Source organism: Phycisphaerae bacterium, assembly GCA_024102815.1.
GTDB lineage: Bacteria > Planctomycetota > Phycisphaerae > UBA1845 > UBA1845 > JAGFJJ01.
Genome location: JAGFJJ010000072.1, coordinates 26,933 through 44,582 on the forward strand (window position 1 = coordinate 26,933; position 17,650 = coordinate 44,582).

10 protein-coding genes, 1 tRNA gene and 1 pseudogene are annotated in these 17,650 nt (G+C 61.7%); 3 read left to right on the forward strand and 9 right to left on the reverse strand.

Features of this window, described 5'->3' with window-relative positions; genetic code table 11:
* Nucleotides 1–84 precede the first annotated feature (84 nt).
* From J5J06_18200 to J5J06_18225, 6 genes and pseudogenes are all read right to left on the reverse strand, one after another.
* Nucleotides 85–1,323, reverse strand: coding sequence for an aminotransferase class V-fold PLP-dependent enzyme (locus tag J5J06_18200; GenBank protein ID MCO6439030.1), 1,239 nt, complete (start codon nt 1,321–1,323; stop codon nt 85–87).
* Between the two features lie 291 nt (nt 1,324–1,614).
* Nucleotides 1,615–7,329: a S8 family serine peptidase gene (locus J5J06_18205; protein MCO6439031.1), complete on the reverse strand. Its 5,715-nt coding sequence runs from the start codon at nt 7,327–7,329 to the stop codon at nt 1,615–1,617.
* Nucleotides 7,330–8,164: 835 nt separating this feature from the next.
* Complete coding sequence (locus tag J5J06_18210; GenBank protein MCO6439032.1) at nt 8,165–8,356, reverse strand: hypothetical protein; 192 nt, start codon at nt 8,354–8,356, stop codon at nt 8,165–8,167.
* A 327-nt stretch (nt 8,357–8,683) separates the two neighbouring features.
* Nucleotides 8,684–9,256, reverse strand: coding sequence for a hypothetical protein (locus J5J06_18215; GenBank protein MCO6439033.1), 573 nt, complete (start codon nt 9,254–9,256; stop codon nt 8,684–8,686).
* A gap of 313 nt (nt 9,257–9,569) precedes the next feature.
* Nucleotides 9,570–10,058, reverse strand: coding sequence for a M4 family metallopeptidase (locus J5J06_18220; protein MCO6439034.1), 489 nt, complete (start codon nt 10,056–10,058; stop codon nt 9,570–9,572).
* Nucleotides 10,042–10,464 (reverse strand): annotated as a pseudogene (locus J5J06_18225) (hypothetical protein). Before J5J06_18225 ends, J5J06_18220 begins: the two are co-directional and overlap by 17 nt.
* A gap of 916 nt (nt 10,465–11,380) precedes the next feature.
* Here J5J06_18225 and J5J06_18230 point away from each other — a divergent pair.
* Entirely contained in the window at nt 11,381–11,791 is a 411-nt protein-coding gene (locus J5J06_18230) for a tetratricopeptide repeat protein (GenBank protein MCO6439035.1), read from the forward strand.
* A gap of 382 nt (nt 11,792–12,173) precedes the next feature.
* Here the strand turns inward: J5J06_18230 and J5J06_18235 are convergent.
* Nucleotides 12,174–12,247 (reverse strand) — tRNA-Val (locus J5J06_18235).
* A gap of 591 nt (nt 12,248–12,838) precedes the next feature.
* Entirely contained in the window at nt 12,839–13,795 is a 957-nt protein-coding gene (locus tag J5J06_18240; protein ID MCO6439036.1) for a transposase, read from the reverse strand.
* A 907-nt stretch (nt 13,796–14,702) separates the two neighbouring features.
* Between J5J06_18240 and J5J06_18245 the strand changes: the two genes are divergently transcribed.
* Nucleotides 14,703–16,046: a hypothetical protein gene (locus J5J06_18245; GenBank protein ID MCO6439037.1), complete on the forward strand. Its 1,344-nt coding sequence runs from the start codon at nt 14,703–14,705 to the stop codon at nt 16,044–16,046.
* Between the two features lie 189 nt (nt 16,047–16,235).
* Here the strand turns inward: J5J06_18245 and J5J06_18250 are convergent, their stop codons facing one another.
* The gene (locus J5J06_18250; protein ID MCO6439038.1) at nt 16,236–16,676 is read right to left on the reverse strand and encodes a hypothetical protein; all 441 of its coding nucleotides are present in this window, start codon (nt 16,674–16,676) and stop codon (nt 16,236–16,238) included.
* A 65-nt stretch (nt 16,677–16,741) separates the two neighbouring features.
* On the opposite strand from J5J06_18250, the gene J5J06_18255 reads away from it, so the two are divergent.
* Entirely contained in the window at nt 16,742–17,143 is a 402-nt protein-coding gene (locus J5J06_18255; protein ID MCO6439039.1) for a hypothetical protein, read from the forward strand.
* The last annotated feature ends 507 nt before the right edge of the window (nt 17,144–17,650 follow it).

The following is a 17,650-nucleotide window of genomic DNA, read 5'->3' on the forward strand; positions in this document are numbered from 1 at the left end:
ACGAGGCGCGGGAGTTGCCGTGCGGATTGCACCCCGCCCGACTCGTTCCCGGCAAGCTCGCCCGCAATCATCGGCGGTCGATTCTTACAGTAGTCTGTCGAGGCATTCTATCAGCCGATCGACCTCTTCCATCGAGTTGTAGTGGAGCATGCTAATCCGCACGACACCGTCTTCAACGTCATGCAGGACGCCCGTCTCGACGAGCGCTTTGCAGAGACGGAAGGCGTAGAAGTGGCCGTAGCGGATGCCAAGCCCTTGTGCATTCGCGGCCTTGGCGACTTCTTCGGACCGTCGGCTACGGTGAACAAAGCTGATCGTGCTCACTCGCTCTTTGCCGGTTGAGGCGGGTCCAACGAATCGCACGGCCGGCTTCGTTCGCAGGAATGCGACCACGCGCTCCAGCAGTGCAGCCTCGAGGTCGGTGATGTGTGCGTAGGCCGCATCGATCGCCCTTCGGTAAGGTAGTCGGTCCGGATCCGCGCCGGCCATCGCCGCCAGATACGGCCAGAGTGCAAGTATCCCCGCGCAGCCTTCGTGCGACGGTCCGCCCGGCTCGAACTTGTAAGGCACGGCATCGTGGGGGATAAAGAAGTGGTTCGGTCCGTCCACGTCGGCAAAGGCCTCGTGCGATCCGTACATCGCGGCCATATGCGGCCCGAAGACCTTATAGGTCGAGTAGACGTACCAGTCCGCCCGCAGGCCGGATACGTCCATTGCCCGATGGGGTGCATACGCTACGGCGTCAATCACGACACGGGCGCCCGCATTGTGGGCCAGCCGGATGAACGCCGCCGCGTCCTCGATCCGGCCCAGGAGATTCGAAGCGTGTGGAAATGCCACGATGCGGGTTCGATCGGACAGAAGGGCGGCCAAGCTTTCCGGAGTCAGTCGCTGGTCCTCGTCCTCAAAGCGCCAGGGCAGAACGCGAAATCCGCGCTCCGCCAGCCGATACCACGGACCGGCATTCGCCTCGTGCGCGGTTTCCGCCACGATGATTTCGTTTCGGACGCCGGCTCCGGCGTTCGCGTAACAGTCTGCAAGCATGGCGCACAGGACCGTGGTCGACGACCCGAAGGCTACTTTGCCCTTGCCCTGCACATTCATGAACAACTCCACGAAGGCATGGGCTCGCTCGACTGTCTCCGTGGAACGGCGTGAGATTTCGTAGTCGGCGCCCACCTGCGTGTAGGTCGTGAGCATGTAGTTTCGCACGGCATCAGCGACCTGAACCGGCACCTGGGACCCGCCGGCGTTATCAAGGAGCACGTCCTTGGAGGTCTGAAGCGCGGGAAAGAACCGGCGAATTCTGTCTGTGGTCAGCATGGTCACGGCCTCATCGAAACTCGCGAACGGCAATCGGAGAAGAAACAGAGAGTCAGAGTACTCGGGTGGGATGGGGATACAAGACGCAAGTGTCCGAGTCATCCGCCGCGCCCCGGGAATGGCCGGAATGGGGCGTCGTTTTCTGAGATCCGATCATGCCGTGAATGGCGGGGTGGCATTCCTGCACGCGTCGTCGCGCCCCGCGCGGAGCTTCAAAGCTCGCGGCGGGCGGTTCCGATCCAACGAAACCGCCCGCCGCTTCATTAACTCCCGAAGATCAGACCCAAGTCGCTACGGATAGACCAAGGCCGACTCGAACACGATGTAACCCACCTGTTCATTCACGTGGTTACGTTCCGTGTCCGCAATCTGGTCCTCGTCAATTGCAAGGCGCAACTGCGTGGTTGTCGTCGAGGTGGAACCATACGTATACGCCCAACCACCGTTGCCGCCGTCCATCGCTGCCATGGTGACCACCGCCACCGAAGGAACCGTCGCGAACGGGGTCCCGAAGGAATAGCTGTAGGGCGGGCTGTTCGTAATGCCCAAGACGGTGTCGGGGCCGAGGGCGGCCTCATAGGCCACGCCGCCGATCGTCCCGTGACCCGACTCGATCACGATGAAACCGATCGTCTCGTTGGCTCGCGCCACGATCGTGTCCTCGCAGACCGTCTTTCCGGTGTACAGCACGGTCGCTGTCGGCGGATTGGTCTGGGAATTCCCACGGCACCAGAACACCGACCATTCGGGATCGAGCACGCTCATCACTTGGCCGAGTATGACCGGGCTGGTGTAGCTCTGGCCGCAGGTCTGAGCCTGGCCGACCCAGCTGTTGTTCTCATCCGTGACGGTCGAGGTGTAGATCTGGGCCTCGATATTCACGCCATCGATGGTCCAGATTCCCTCTTCCACGACCAGGCAACTCACGCTCTCGGCCGATACCGCCCCGCCAGACGGATTCTGCAAACGAAGGTCGAAGCTGGTCGATGTCACGTTGCTGATTCGCGTGACGACCGGCGTCGAGTTGTTGCGGTAGTTGATCGAGCAGACGATCACCGGACTCGCGTAGGTGTTGGCCAGATTGACGGTCATCGGCGTGCCTCCAACCGTTACCGTTCCGGCCTCCAACTGAGCACCGACAGGGCCTTCGCAGGTGTCGGTTGACTCATTGCAGGTCTGACCCCCGGTGCAGGGATCGCCGGTGGACGAGCAATCGCTTAGCGCATCGCAATACTCGGAGCCGTCGCAGAACAGTCCGTTGTCCGGGCAGTTCGCGTCATTGGCCACATAGTCACAGGAGTCGGTGCCCTCGTTGCACACGTCGTCCGTGCAGCCTACCCCGTCGTCGCAGGTGACCGGTGATCCGGCCTGGCAGCCGAGTGTAACGTGGCAGGTTTCGACACCGTCGCAGTACTGGCCGTTATTGCACAGCGCGTCGTTGGGCGCGTGATCGCAGGAGTCCGTTCCTTCGTTGCAGGAATCATCCGTGCAGGACACGCCGTCGCTGCAATTGACCGGCGTGCCGGCCACGCAACTTCCGCCAGCGCAGTCCTCCGCGCCGTTGCAGTAGAGCCCGTCGTCGCAGTCGGCCGGGATGGTGCACTCCGGCCCGCCACTGGCATCGATGAGCAGATCATCAATGCACATATCGCCCTGGTAGCTGGAACCCGTGACGCCTCGGAATCGCAGACTTACCACGGATCCGGCGTAGGCGGACAGGTCCACGTTGGCTTGCTGCCACAGGCTGCCCTGGTCGCCGGACAGACTCCACAAGGTTGTCCAGGAGTTGCAATCTTCCGACGCCTCGAGCGAGAGCGTGCCCACGGCGCTGCCCAGCATGTGGTACCAGAACGACAAGCTGGCGCCAGTCGAGCCGGTCAGGTCTACGCAGGGACCGTCGAGGATCGCGATCATGGATGGGTAGTTCGGGCTGGAGGCTTCCACATACATGTACCAGCCCGATCCCGTGGTGTGGTCGCCCGAGGGGCCTGTTCCCGAGGAGGGCGTGCCGCCGGAGTTCCTCGTCCAGTCAATGTCGTCGCTGATCGTATTGGACCAATCGCCGAACCCGGCCTCGAAGTCTTCCGCGTCCGGGAAAGCCGCAACGCTGACCGGGCACTCGTTCACGCAGACGCCGCCGACGCACGAATCGATCGTGCAGTCGTTGCCGTCGTCGCAGGAAATCGGCGCGTTCTGGCAGACGTTGCCCACGCAGGCGTCAACCGTACAGGCGTCGCCGTCATCGCACTCGGGATCGCTCGTGCAGGGCATGCCACTGGCGTCGACGGCGATGTCGTCAATGGCGATGTCGCCCGTGTAGCTGCTTCCGCGCGTGCCGATGAAGCGCACCCGAATGGTGGAACCGGCGTAGGCGTCCAGGCTGATATTGGCCTGATACCAAGTGTTGCCCTGATTTCCGGACAAGCTCCAAACATTGGTCCAGTTCGTGCAATCATCGGAAACTTCGACGTCCAGCGCGCCGATCGTGGCGCCGTACATGTGATACCAGAAGGAGAAGTCCACCGTGCTCGTTCCAGTCAGATCGAGGCACGGCCCTTCCAGAATCGCGTAGTCTCCCAGTACGCGCGGGCTGGACGTCTCGATGTACATGTAGTAGCCGGATCCAGTGGTGTGATCTCCCGACGGCCCGGTGCTGGACGACGGCGTGCCTGCCGCGTCCCGTGTCCAGTCGAACACGTCGCCGCCCACATTGGACCAAGCCCCCTGGCTCGCATCGAAGTTCTCCGCGTACGGGAACGTCGAAACGGCGCCCGGGCATTCGTTCACGCAGACGTTGCCGACGCAATCGTCCACCGTGCAGGCGTTGCCGTCGTCGCAATCGGCCGGAACAGTGCACTCGACCGACTCGCAGGTGTCCGTCGCTTCATTGCACGACAGGCCCCCGCAGGGATCGCCCGTACTGTCACAGTCGTTGACCACATGACAGAATTCTGTGCCGTTGCAGAACAGGCCGTCGTCCGGGCAATTGGCGTCGTTGGGAACATTGTCGCACGAATCCGTTCCCTCATTGCAGGAGTCATCCGTGCAGCCCACGCCGTCATCGCAATCCACCGCCGTGCCGGGCTGGCAATCCAACGACACACTACACACTTCTGCTCCGTTGCAGAATAGGCCGTCGTCACAGAGCCCATGGTTTGGCGCGTGATCGCAGGAGTCGGTGCCTTCGTTACACGAGTCGTCGGTGCAACCGACGGCATCGTCGCAATTCACGGGCGTTCCGGCCTGACAATCGAGCGTTGCGCTGCAAGTCTCCGTGCCATTGCAGTACAGTCCGTCGTTGCAGTTGGCGTCGTTCGGCGTATTGTCGCACGAGTCGGTGGCCTCGTTGCACGAATCGTCCGTGCACGCGACGCCGTCACTGCAATCGACGGGCGTACCCGCCTGGCAGACGGCGCCCGAGCAGGTCTCTACTCCGTTGCAATAGAGTCCGTCATCGCAGTCCGGGTCGGTGCTGCATTCCGTGCACACGTCGTTCAACTCGTCACAAGTCTGCCCCGGGCACGGGTCGCCACCCGCCTGACATCCGAGGGTGGCATTGCACGTTTCCGCCCCGTTGCAGAATTGCCCGTCGTCGCAGTTGGCATCGTTTGGCGAATAGTCACACGAATCCGTGGCTTCATTGCAGGAGTCGTTCGTACAGGCGACGCCGTCGTTGCAGCTCACCGGCGTACCGGTCTGGCAACCAAGCGTAGCGTGACACGTCTCGATACCGTCGCAGTACTGGCCGTCGTCGCACAGACCGTCGTTGGGCACGTTGTCACAAGAATCCGTTCCCTCATTGCAGGAGTCATTCGTGCAGGAAACGCCGTCGTCGCAATCGACCGGTGTACCGGCGACGCAGCTTCCGCCGATGCAATCCTCCGCACCGTTGCAGAACAGGCCGTCGTCGCAATCCGCAGGCACGACACACTGTGGTCCACCCCCGGCCGCCCAAATCTCGATGTCATCGATGTTCCAACCGCAATAGAACCAAGATCCATCGGTCGTTCCCATCGTCCAGCGGATGTAGACCGTAGGCTGATTGTCGGCGATGGAGGAGATGTCGAATTCCTGTTGCGTCCAGGAACTATCCGCGATCTCAGCCGTATTCTCCCAGATCGTTGTCCAAGAACTGCCGTTCGTACTGACGCGGACGTAGGCGTGGTCGTACGTGGGTTGCTCGACACCCAGCCACCGCTCGAAGCGAAGCGTCACACCGGAAAGACCGGTGCAATTGATCGCCGTCGTGGTCAGATGCGTTTCAGGAAGGTTGGCCCCGTAGTCGCCGCTCAGGTTGTACCCGAGGACGTTAGATCCAGTAGCGCCGCTGGTGGGATCGGGACCGCCGTGCTCTCCCCCGCCGCCGGTCGGCTGGCCGTACGCCCATTGCCCTTGCATCGTCCAGCCGGGATTCGTATTGAGATTCCATTCGTAAACCAGCGACACGCAGGAATCGGTAGCCTCATCACATGGATCGCCCCCGCACGGTGGCGTGCCCTGGAAACAGGACCCTCCGGAGCAGGTTTCGGCGCCATTGCACCAGAGACCGTCATCACAATCGGGATCGCCCATGCAGGGCGCCAGCAGATTCAGCGAGTTGATCACGTCGATTCGGCCGTAGCCGTAGGCGCGATCGAATCCGGGCGTACCCATATCAATGGCCCCGTCCCGAATCACCTGGCGAACCTCCGCCGGTGTGAGCGTGGGGTCCGCGCTGAGGATCAGCGCGGCAAGGCCGGCGACGTGCGGTGAGGCCATGCTTGTTCCGGATTGGCCGACGATCGACCCTCCTCCGGCCGCATTGCTGGCCGACCAGATGTTCAGACCCGGCGCCGTCACGTCGAGATAGTCACTCTCGTTGCTGAAGCACCCGACCTCGTCCGTCTGTGGGGACACATCTGTGCAGATGCCCCAACTCCAGGTGGACGTAGAATCTTCACAGGTGGGATAATCAGCTTTCCAAGTCGCGCCGACGGCGATGACGTCGACGCCGCATGCCGGGGAACCCATGGAATTGCTGTTGTTCTCATTCCCCGAGGCCGCGACGGCGACAACACCATTTGCGACGGCGTTGTTGGCGGCGACGGCCCAGCTGTGTGTGCAGGGTCCGGTGTAATTGCCAGTGCCGATGCTCATGTTGATGACATCAGCCCGACCACCTGAAGGTGACTGATCGGCACAGTAGTTGATGCCGGCAATAATGTCGCTGTCGAATCCACCGCCCGAGGCGTTGAGCACCTTGGCGCCGATCAGCGTGGCGGCCGGGGCCATTCCCTGAAACGCCTGCGAGCCCGCACCGCACCCGAAGTCCACGCTCAGCCCCGTCCCTCCGGCTGCAATGCCCGAAACGTGGGACCCGTGTCCATTGTCGTCCTCCGGGTTGGAATCGTCGTTATAAAAGTCGTAACCGGCGGCTGTGTCGATCCGGGTCGAATACATGACATGATCCGAATCGATACCGGTGTCCACAATGCAGATGCGAATGCCTGCGCCGTCAGCAGTAAGTCCGGCGGCACTGATCTGACTCTGAAGACCGCGGACAAGGGGTACCGAGTCATGCAGTCGAATCGCATTCGGGTGATACTGGTCCAGCTCGACCTTCGTTACGCCGGGAAGTTGTTTCAGCGCCTCAATCTGGTCCGCTGGCAGGTCGCGGATGTTCACGACGTTGGGAAGTACGGCGCTGTACTCATACTTGACGCGAGCCTGCTTCAGTGCGGCGAATTGCCGTACTTCCGCCTTGACGTCGGCACCGCGCGCCTGGATGCGTTCGGTGTACACGAGCACACTCACCCGGCCCTTTGCTCGGGCCCGAACGATTTCGTGGTCCGCGGCTTCGTCCATCATCCGGGCTTCGATCTCCTGATCGGTGAGCGGCTCCGCGAATCGGTCGGCATCCGGAGTGAATCCCCAGATCGGCGTGACGCGCTTCGAAGCGGCCTCTTGCGCCTTGCGGGCATCTTCCGCATTGGCCGCGGACCCCGCCCACGCAAAGCTTGTCGCCATTGCGACTGCACTTAACGAGTAAATGAGATGTTTCCCGAACAACATGAAGTGACCTCCCTACGTCTTCCTGCCATACCTCACCGCGACGCCACGATGATCGCATGGCTTGATTTGCCGGTTCAGAATCGCAGGATGATGGCCCCCAAAGCCAAGGCGCGCCGTCGGCAACGAGTTGCTCCGGGCATCCCATCCCGCGGAATTGGTTTTGGCGAGTCGTTCCGGGGCCGAACCGTTGCAGTATCGGAACCGTCCTGTGCTCCGGCTGAGTTTTCCAACCCCCACGCAGCTATCAATTCACGAGTCGCCGCGCCAAGGCTAGCCGAACTCTTGACGAATCGTCAAGGATTTTTCTCGGATACATGACAATGGTCTGGATCAATGTGGCCGCGCTCTGTGGTCCCATTCACGAAGTCCGAGTGGCGTCAAGAGGTACACGGGGCACCCTTGCCACTCGTTGAGGACACTCGATGGGGCGCAGCGTGCGTCGCGCCAAGCTTGACCCGAGCGCCGAGGACGGGAGCGGTCTCGTTGCCGATTGGCCGGGACTCTATCGTCTCTGCCGGGACGCGATTCGCTCCGGCCGATGCGGCGGACTATTCAAGATCCATGTCGTACCGAGAACTGCGTTCGCAAGCGTCAGGCAAGGAGTGTCTCGCCGGACGGGAGTAGGCTCCAATGGATTCTGGAGTTGACGAGATTTTCGGGGGGAGCCTATCGCCCGCGGCTGCGACGGGCACGCAAGGAGGAGGCATCCTCGACGCCCTTTTCCTCCGAGAGCGCAGTCCTGTGCGTAGCTTGCGACACCGCTTACCGCTTCTGAAGCGCACTGCAGCGATCAGTCGATCTCCGCCTCGACGCGAATCGTAGCCCCAGTCGAATCATTTCCGGCGGCCCACTTTGGTGGAAACCGGTCCTCGAATGCGTTCCCGCTCCGGCGTTTTTCCGGAACGGGCAGCCGATGGAAAAACGGATGTGTAATGATGGCGCGGGCGCCGGTGTCGTTGGCGCCGCGGTTGTCAGAACGCATGACGCATGCCTCCGCCGCGCCGCTCAAAGAACGCAATGCGCGCATTAGGATCAGTCCAGGCACCAAGCCGTAGCCTCCGGGCCGGCGGCTATTGAACGACCTGCCAACGAGAAGAAAACGTGCGATCCTCCGGACGGCCATATGCGCCCAGGAGCGACCTTTCTAATGTTGCGTTCACTTGGTCGAGCGCAACGGTCTCAATCTCGTGCGATTCCGCGATTCCCCCAGCACCTGTAGCAGCTTACGGGCGACCCGCCGGAGCCATGAATGGAAACGGCTTCAAGCTGAACGTGTTCACGATCTGGCGGATCTCCGAGGCTTCGCAATTCATGGACTCAGCGTCGCCATCAACGGCGGCGTTGGACACAACGCCGGTGACGGAGGCGTCGGTGCGTGAATCGAAGTCGGCGCCTGCGGATAGGCGTACGGATAGAACTCCTTGCCTGATCCCACGCTGAACGCGTTCACCACACGCAGAACGTCCGGACCGATGACCACGCGGTCCGTGGGTTCGGGGTTTACGTCGCACCACGTGAAGTGCGGCGCGGTCGGAGCCGCGGATACCGCCTGCAACGTGGCCGAGATGTCGAACCCGCTCACATTCCGATTTGTGGGCGTCCAGGAATTTGCCGGTGTAGGCGGCGTGGTCGAGCCGTCACCGCCGGCCGAGAACGAGCCGACCACGTCCGCCCAGAAGCGGGCGTTGGACGCCGTCGGACGGGCCGCGGTGTAGACCTTCAGGGCTCCCGAGAAGTTCACGCCGTCTGTTGTGGCGGTGACCTCATAGGCACGTCCCAAACCTGAAGCGGCGTCATCGCCGGGGGCGATCATACATCCGCCGACGTGCACGACGGGCAGCGCGCTCCAGTCGTGGAGGATCGGGGACGTGTCCAAGACCACGAAGGTGATGCCCTGGCCGGCCACAGACGGCGGCGTAGTGCGCGGCGTGCTGATGTAGTAGGACGTCCCCGACCCGACGTCGGTCAGTCGGTACGCTGTGGCCGTGTGCGCGGCGTCCGGTGCGAACGAGACGTAGCGCTGTTTGGGAGCGCCGTGAGGATATGTCGTAACGGGCAGGGGAGCCGTGATGTCGTATCCGTCCGGCACGCCGTTGCCGTTGGTATCGATGCTATCATCGAAGCCGGGGCACTGATCGCAGTCGTCCGGCACCGTATCGGCGTCGGCGTCCGGTTCGCATTCATTCGGAATGCCATCACCGTTGCAATCGCCCGCCTGAAGGACCAACAGGGAGTCGATGCCGATGTAGTTCGAATTGGCGCCGTTGGGGCCGCCGCCCGTGACGTAGTATCGGAACGCGATTCTCCCGACGACCGGAGATCGTCTGGCCGTTGTACGTGCCCCCGTCCACCAGCAGCGCGAAGCCGTGATTGGGCACACCGGAATTTGTGTGCACGCCGCCCTGGTCGCTCTCGGCGCACCAGTACTGCGCCGTATCGGAGACCTTGCCGGGGTGCCCCTTGCAGTTCGGATTCCACAGGTCCCGATAGACCCCGCCCGCGCCATCCTCGGGGGTAAAGCCACCGCACGGAATTCGCCGTGCCTGTCTGGAGAGTGATCGTGGCCGATACGCCCGGGAGCTCGGCCTCGATGTCCGCGCCGGCGCTTTGGCGGATGATGACGCTTGGGATCGCCAACGGGCCCGTACCCGACATGGTGAAGATGCTGTCGTCCGTATTGGCAACGATCACGTCGACGGCGCCGGCCGCCGCCGCATTCAGGACTTTCTGAGTAAACGCACACGTGCCGCGATCGATGAGGGCGATGTTGCCGGCCGTGAACCCGATCAGTGACTCACAACCGTCCGTCACACTCGCGGTGCCGTCGTTCACCAGTTCTACGTCAGCGGACACCGTCACCGGTGGCACTGGATTGAAAGCCGCTCCGCCGGCCGGGTATTGGCCGGCAATGGCCGGCGGCGAATCGACAGTAAACGTCGGCGGAATGGAACCTCCGAACACCGAGCAGTCGCCGGGCGTTCGCACCACATCCGGCGTGTCCGTACCGGAGCCGTTCAGCAGGTCGACGACTTCGCTGAAGATATCGGAATACGACTCGTTCAACGCTCCCGGTTGCCATTGGTAGATCAAGCCGTGCGTGCTTTGTGTGTAGGCGTGCGTCCATTCGTGGGCGACGGTGTTGTCGCTGGTCGACCCAATGCAGAATCCCACGTGCGAACCCGTCCAGTGGGCGTTCGGGCAGGTGATGTCGTTGTCGTCATGTATGGCCGGCATTTGGCCGTCGGCGTTGTCCCACGAAAGGATCGTGCCGTTCGTCGCACTGGCGATCAGGTTGTAGATGTCCTCCGAGTACTCGATGATGTTGTCGACTTCCGCATCGCCGAAAGGCAGCGTGTCCCCTTCCTGCCAGAGGATGTTGCCCGGATCCACGAACTGGTCGTAGACGATGCGATCGATGGCGTCGTGAATTCCGGTGATCTGGTCGACGATGGCGCCCTTGTGCGCGTCGACGTACACGAACTCGCGCACGTTCGAGCCGTTGCCCACCACCAAAAGATGACCATTTTCATCCACGATGTGACTGGGAGATTCCAAACAGGCCTGCACTTCCGCTTCGACGGCCTGGCCCAGCAAACGCTGGGCGCCGCTCCGCAGAATCCCGCTCAATACATCGCCTGATGTCTCGGCTGGCACAGCCGGCGAAGATGCGATACCCTCGTCCATTCGGCGCACTCCGCGGCCCACGTGGGTCGTTTCGATGCTCAAAATTCCACACCGAGGGTACGCCGCCTTTCTTCTCACGCCATCCATAACTTTGGGCTATATCTCTCATCCCACGACCCAATTGGCATGCACCAATCTGGGCGTCGTGCTCTTGAATGAAGGCCGCGTCAAGGAAGCGGAGGTCCTATTTCGCGATTCCGTAAAGAGCAGTCGTTCATAATTCAATCCGATCAACGAAATCCGGATGAAGTCCATAAGTAATCTCATCGATGCATTGTTCTTGGAAAGGGAACCGCTCGAGGCATAATCGCATTGCCACGAATTGCTCCTGGTACGTCGAGATCTGAATCCGTCGACTCAGGTTCTGGTAGCGCAGACGCTTGAGCAACTGGGGCATGCCCTTTACGTGCAAGGGAGGTACGAGGCGGCGCACGACGCCTGGCAGGAATGCGTGGCCTTACGACAGGGAATATCCACCGAGCACTGGCTAACGTATCGGGCAGGAGGCCTCTTGAGGCAATCCATAACGGCGCTCGGCCGTTTCGAGCAAGCGGAGCGCCTGCTACCGGATAGCTACACGGCTCTCCTCGCGCAACGCGATGTCATTCCGCAGGTCGGCGGAGGCATTTGCCTGAACGACGCACGCGATCGACTTGTGGTACTCTACGAGGCTTGGGGAAAGTCAGACGCCGCCGCCCGTTGGAAATCCACGGGCGAATCGGCCGGTCATTGAGTGGCATTGGGTGGGCAGGCAACGTTCATGTGGTTCACGGGACCGAAGGCCGAACGCGCGAATCGCACCAACGTGCATTTGCCGTTGGAGCTGCTACGGAGCGATTATGTTTGATGGAGTCAACCGTTCCGACTCGATGGCGCTACGCAGGGACCTTCTCTCTCGTTTCAATGAGGGCCGAGCGCACGATCTGAGGGCCGAAATCTGCCCGATTGCTCTCGTTCTGGCTGGATCAGCCTCACAGGTGAGAGTAAGTCGCTGGACGGCTCCTCGGCACCAGTTTTCCTCCAATAGCGCGGACCTGAGTGCAGTGCCAAGCCAAGGCGTTGGGCAGCAAGGAGGGTGGCGAGTCGTAAACGATTTTCTGACAAAGAGTTGGAAATGGGCGATACAGGACTCGAACCTGTGACCTCCTGCGTGTAAGGCAGGCGCTCTGGCCAATTGAGCTAATCGCCCGGCGATCGTAAGTTATTGAAAATCAAGAACTCCCGGTTGTCAACGCGCATCGCACTCACCTCCTGGGGGCCTCGGGCGTCAGTCGTGTTGCTGGCTTTGCCTTCAGACACAGTTCCTGGCGCCTCCAAAAGCTCCTCGTATCTGGCGATAACCGTCCTTCCCGGCAAGACGCCGAGGTTAGTGGAACGAATACGCAACCTGCGCCAAGGCAATCACCAGCCGGACCTCGAACACTGCGATCTCCTCGAAACCGCGCTCGCAGCGCCAGATTCGGCCATCAACCTGCCGTGGCGAACGCAATTCGGCCGACTTGACCAGGTTCTTGGTGCAAGGCGATTCAGCCAGTCGCGGTGCCCACGAGTTTTAACAAGGCCTCGACAGCGGGGGCCCGCGGCGAAGCCCCAGTTTCCCCCGCGGAGGCCGGCCTGTCGCGGAACGAAGGGCCACGCGGGGTCGTCGCGCGGTGCGCAAGAATCCCTCAGCTGAAAGCGCTCTTGTTGGCCCGACAGATTCGGTATCATATCCAGACTTTGTTGGGCGGAGACGGAGCCTCAACCTCGATTTCAGAAAGAAGGATATCTCATGCGGATCCTACTCGTACTCATGTTCCTGTCCGTCGTGGGATGCGGCAGGTCGGAGGAGAAGACGACCGTGAAGACGCGCGGAGGAACGGTCAAGGTCGAGGGAGAGAAGGTCACCATACAAACGGACAAGGGCAAGGCCACCATCGAGTCGAAAGGAAACTCGACCCGGATTCAAACGGACGAGGGGACGATCAGTGTTGGCGACAGCGATGTTCCGGACGGCTTCCCGCTTCCGGTCATAAGCGGCGCCAAGGTGGAGCACGGCGCCCACATGACCTCGCCGGACGGCGGCGAAGTATTCCAGTTGAGCATCGCTGTGCCGACCCCTGTCAAGCAGCTCGCCGAGTTTTATGAGAAAGCGTTCAGGGATAAGGGCCTCAAGGTGACTCGCAATGAGCAGACGAGCGATGAAGCCCAGATGGTCATGCTCTTTGGCGAGTCGGAGAAAGTACAAGCCACGGTGACGGTAATCCAAGAAGCTGGGGCTGACCAACCCAATGCGACGATCTCCTGGAGCCTCAAGAAACAGGATTAGCACGGACGCAGTACAATCCGGCATGGAGCACGCTGCTCTGGTGCCCTTCCTTTCCGCGGCAAGCGTGGACTCGCCTTCGAGAGCAGTTAACCGCCATATTTCTTGAGACGTCGAGTGAAACGGGCCGATTCGCTGCGGTCGGGCCCGTGAGCGAGCCCGGACACACCGCCCCCTTTTTTCCCTGGTTGATCTTGATTGTCGGTTACGGATGGTGCACCACGACGCAAGGGCGGTACGTCGCGGGGTCTTCACCAGCGCGCAGGCCGCGCTGCTGAGCAACAGCCGCAACTGGTTGGCCACAAAAGAGTGGCAACTGGCCCGATCGGCGAAGAGCATAAGCTGCTGCTCCTTGATGCGGTTCTTCAGGTTCCCGCGCGGCTTGGATATGCCACGGGCCCTCCATAGGTAATAACGCGCAAGGGCGCTCACTGAATTACGCGCGCCGAGTGAGCGCCCCGAAATGTGGCGCGGTCATTTAGTTGAGCGTTCAACTCAAAATAGCAGCAAAAATCATGGCCTGACTGTGTTGCTTTATTCACAACCATGCTGAGAAGCGGTCGTAATGCGTATCGAATTCGGGGCGCGGGGGAGGGGTTCTGTCGGGGGCGGAATGCACTGCTCCGATGCGTAATCGCGTCGCATGCTGTGCACCAATTCGGGCTCGCTGATAGGCGTCTTCGCTCGGCTCTGGAGACTGGTTCCTCGAATCGAGGCGTGACGTTGGTCCCATGCGATTTCGAACGAGTTCATGTAGGGGGCCGTGGGATTCACGTCGATTCGCTTTTCATTGTATACAACCCGGGGATCACACCGATCAGGGAGAGTTCGTTACTGAGCTGCACGAAAGAGATACAGTTTTGAAGCAAGCGAGGGTAGGTCCATGCGGGGCCGGAACCATCTCCCACCATCCGCGTCATTCCTCTTCATAGAACAGGGTGCCGAAGCAGCGCATATGTTGCTTTCTCACGGCAGCACCAACGCCAAGCCGAGTGCGGTAAATGCCTTCAAGCATCGCCCGATGGATCAAGTGGCCCAGGAGCTCGCGCAGCCGGGGAATTGAAAGTCAAGTGCGCCAGGGACGAACGGACGCGTGGGGGGTATTATGCGTTTTGCGAATCTGATTGGCTGCGCAAATCCAACTGGGTCGCTGTGCCCAGGGCCTGCTTTCGTTCAGCGATGACCGATAATCCGAGCACGCCTATTGAAAATTGCCTTTCTCGAGTCCCATCGCTACCCTTGAGTTCGTTCGGGCACAGTTGTTATTGAGCGCGATGAATTTGACCTCGGCATAAGGCGTGGCCGATCGGGCGGCGCCGAAACGGTAAGGGGACTCAATATGCGCACCGCAATGCTGTTGCTATGTGGTTTGTGTTTGCTGACGCACGTGGGATGTGCCGGGGTCCCGGCGGGCGGCGGCGACACTTCGGGCAACGATAACGCGAGCAACGACAACGTAAGCAATGACAACGCGGGTGACGCCGGCGGGCCGCAAGAGGGTTGGCAGGAGGTCGCCAGACTCGATGCCTTCGACCCGCAAGGGGACGATCTCTACGGCGATGCCGTAGGAACCTCGGGCGACGTCGTGGCCGTCGGCACCCAGCACAAAGAGACGCTCGCCGGCGTCGTCGACCTCTACGTCCGATTCGGGGGAGAGTGGCGTTACAGCCAGCGGCTGCCCCGGGGCGCCGCCCGATTTCCCGAGCAGGGCTTCGGCTGTGCGGTCGCGGTGAGCAATCAGTTCGTGTTCGTCGGTGCTTTGAAGCACTCCATCGAAGGTTCCTTCGGGATTCAAAACGGCGCCGTGTACGTGTTTCGAAACCTCGGCCCGTCCTGGGAGCAGGCGCAGTTGTTGACCGTCGTCGACAGTGATGATTTCGAGTATTTCGGGAACAGCCTGGCGTTCGAGCCGGATCAGGGCCGGCTCGTCGTCGGCGGCGTGGGACGAGGTAACTCGCAGGGCGCCGCGTACGTCTTCGTCACCAATGGATCCATCTTCACCCAGGAGGCCAGACTCACGGCTTCTGACGGCATCAACTTCGAGGACTTCGGAGACGCCGTGGCGACCGAGGGACAGACGATAGTGGTGGGCGCGTCCAATCAGAACTTCGGCACCGGGGCGGTCTACGTCTTCGAGCGTGAAGCCGACTGGGTGGAGCATCAGAAGATCCTGGCGCCGGACGCGGATCAATCCGACAAGTTCGGCGCCGCGGTCGCCCTTGACGGCGACACGCTGGTCATCGCCGCGCCTTCCAAGAAACGGCCGGGTGACGAACTACTTCAGGCGGGCGTCGTTTACGTTTACGAGCGTTTCAATGGAGCTTGGGAAATCTCCCAGACTATCGTGCCCAATGACCGTGACGCCGGCATCTTCGGAGATTCCGTGGCCCTCCGGGATGGCGTGCTGGTCATCGCAGTTCCCTCCAAGTCCGAGGCCGTGATCCTCGAGAAGCAGGATGGACAATGGGTCGAGGTCGACCGGGTCTCATCTGGCAATGAGGTATTCGTGCTCGACTCGTTCGGCAACGCCATGGCCCTGCAGGACGGAACGCTGGTGATCGGGGCGCGCTCGGCCGACGTGGGCGGGCAGCGCGCGGCGGGTTCCGCGTACGTGTTCGAGGTGGCGGACGGTGACGGCGTTCTGATCGACGACGGCGTGCGGGCGAAGTCGGCGGGCAGGTGAGCACCTGGCGGAGCCCCCTCCGCGGGATCGGCCGCGATCGCACGACGCGAACGCAATGCTTCCAGCGTCGTACGCGTCAGTGATTCGCCCTTTTTTGCAGCAGCCTACGGGCAATCCTGCGGTGCCGCGAATGGATACGGCTTCAAGCTGAACGCGTTGACGATCCAGAGGATTTCCGAAACTTCGCATTTATGGATTCAGCGCCGCCATAAGCGGCGGCGTCGGACACAACGCCGGCGACGGTGGCGTCGGCCCGTGAATACCCGTGGGGAACGGCGTTGGTTCCGGATACGCGTACGGATAGAACTCCTTGCCTGATCCCACGCTGAACGCGTTCGCCACACGTAGCACGTCCGGTCCGATGACCACGCGGTCCGTCGGCTCGGGGTTTACGTCCACCCAGGTAAAGTGCGGCGCCGTCGGGAGCGATGATACGGCTTGCAGTGCCGCGGAAATGTCAAACCCGCTTACGTTCCTGTTCGGCGGTGTCCAAGAGTTCGCTGGCGTAGGCGGCGTCGTTGAACCGTCGCCGCCGGCCGAAAACAAACCCACGACATCTGCCCACAGTCGGGCGTTGGCTGTGGTCGGAAGCGCGGCGGTGTGTACCGTCAGTGCCGGAGAAAAACTCAATCCATCGTGTCCGCTGAATAATCCACGTCTACGCGCCGGCGTTTTGGCCTGGCATGCTGTCGCTCATGAGCAGAGCAAACGATGCGGCCGGGCGGTGGCGTGAGATTCTCCAGCGGCAGTCCAGCAGCGGGTTGTCGGTGGCCGCGTTCTGTCGGCGGTCGCGCATTTCGCAGGCCTCGTTCTACACCTGGCGTCGGAGGCTCCGAGACGGGGCGACCCCGTTCTTCGCCGAGGTGCACGTAACTCCAGATCCGCGTTCGACGAAGGTGCCTTCCGTACCTTCCCCGACCCAGCGTCCGCTCGAACTGGTTCTCCTTGGCGGTCGCAGCGTCGTGGTTCGGCCGGGCTTCGACGCGGCGACGCTGCTGGCGCTGGTCAGCGTGTTGGAGCGCGGTACCACCGAGGATGATTTTGTGAAGGTCGGTTCGCGGCGTGCCGTAAGCGCCGATGCGGAGTCCGGCGCGTGATTCACCTCCCGTCCCTGGCCCAGCTGGACCGCGCCGCCAAGACCCGGATCTGGCTGTGCACCGGGCCGACGGACATGCGGCGGGGATTTGGTACGCCAGGCCAAGCTTGGCGCTTTCAGCGGGTGAGATTCCCGCCCTGGCAAGGGGAGGAGCCACCCCACCAGGAATCGAGTCTTGGGCTCATGGAGGCAACGACATGAGTTAAGTGTAGACAGAGCGACATCTGGGCCGTAACGCAAGTGAAGCGGTTGAGCCTCGTGACAACAACAACCGAGGGCCGACGGAATCGAACCTCCGGAAGGCACAAGTAGGCGACCACCAATGGCCAGGTCGCTGGAGACCTCGGCGGGGTCTGAGCGCACGGCACGGATGGAAACGGAAGCGTCAGGAACCTGGGAGATCCACTGCGGTCTCCGGCCGTAACGGCCGGAGTATGCGGAGCACGAGGCACATCCGAAGGCAAGCAGACGCCACAGTGGAAGTCGGACTCGCTGATAGTACTCGGAG

Excerpts from the sequence above, each read along its gene's own strand:
- J5J06_18200 (MCO6439030.1), bottom strand. The coding sequence starts at position 1,323 with ATGCTGACCACAGACAGAATTCGCCGGTTCTTTCCCGCGCTTCAGACC.
- J5J06_18205 (MCO6439031.1), bottom strand. The coding sequence starts at position 7,329 with ATGGCGACAAGCTTTGCGTGGGCGGGGTCCGCGGCCAATGCGGAAGAT.
- J5J06_18210 (MCO6439032.1), bottom strand. The coding sequence starts at position 8,356 with ATGCGTTCTGACAACCGCGGCGCCAACGACACCGGCGCCCGCGCCATC.
- J5J06_18245 (MCO6439037.1), top strand. The coding sequence starts at position 14,703 with ATGCGCACCGCAATGCTGTTGCTATGTGGTTTGTGTTTGCTGACGCAC.
- J5J06_18255 (MCO6439039.1), top strand. The coding sequence starts at position 16,742 with ATGAGCAGAGCAAACGATGCGGCCGGGCGGTGGCGTGAGATTCTCCAG.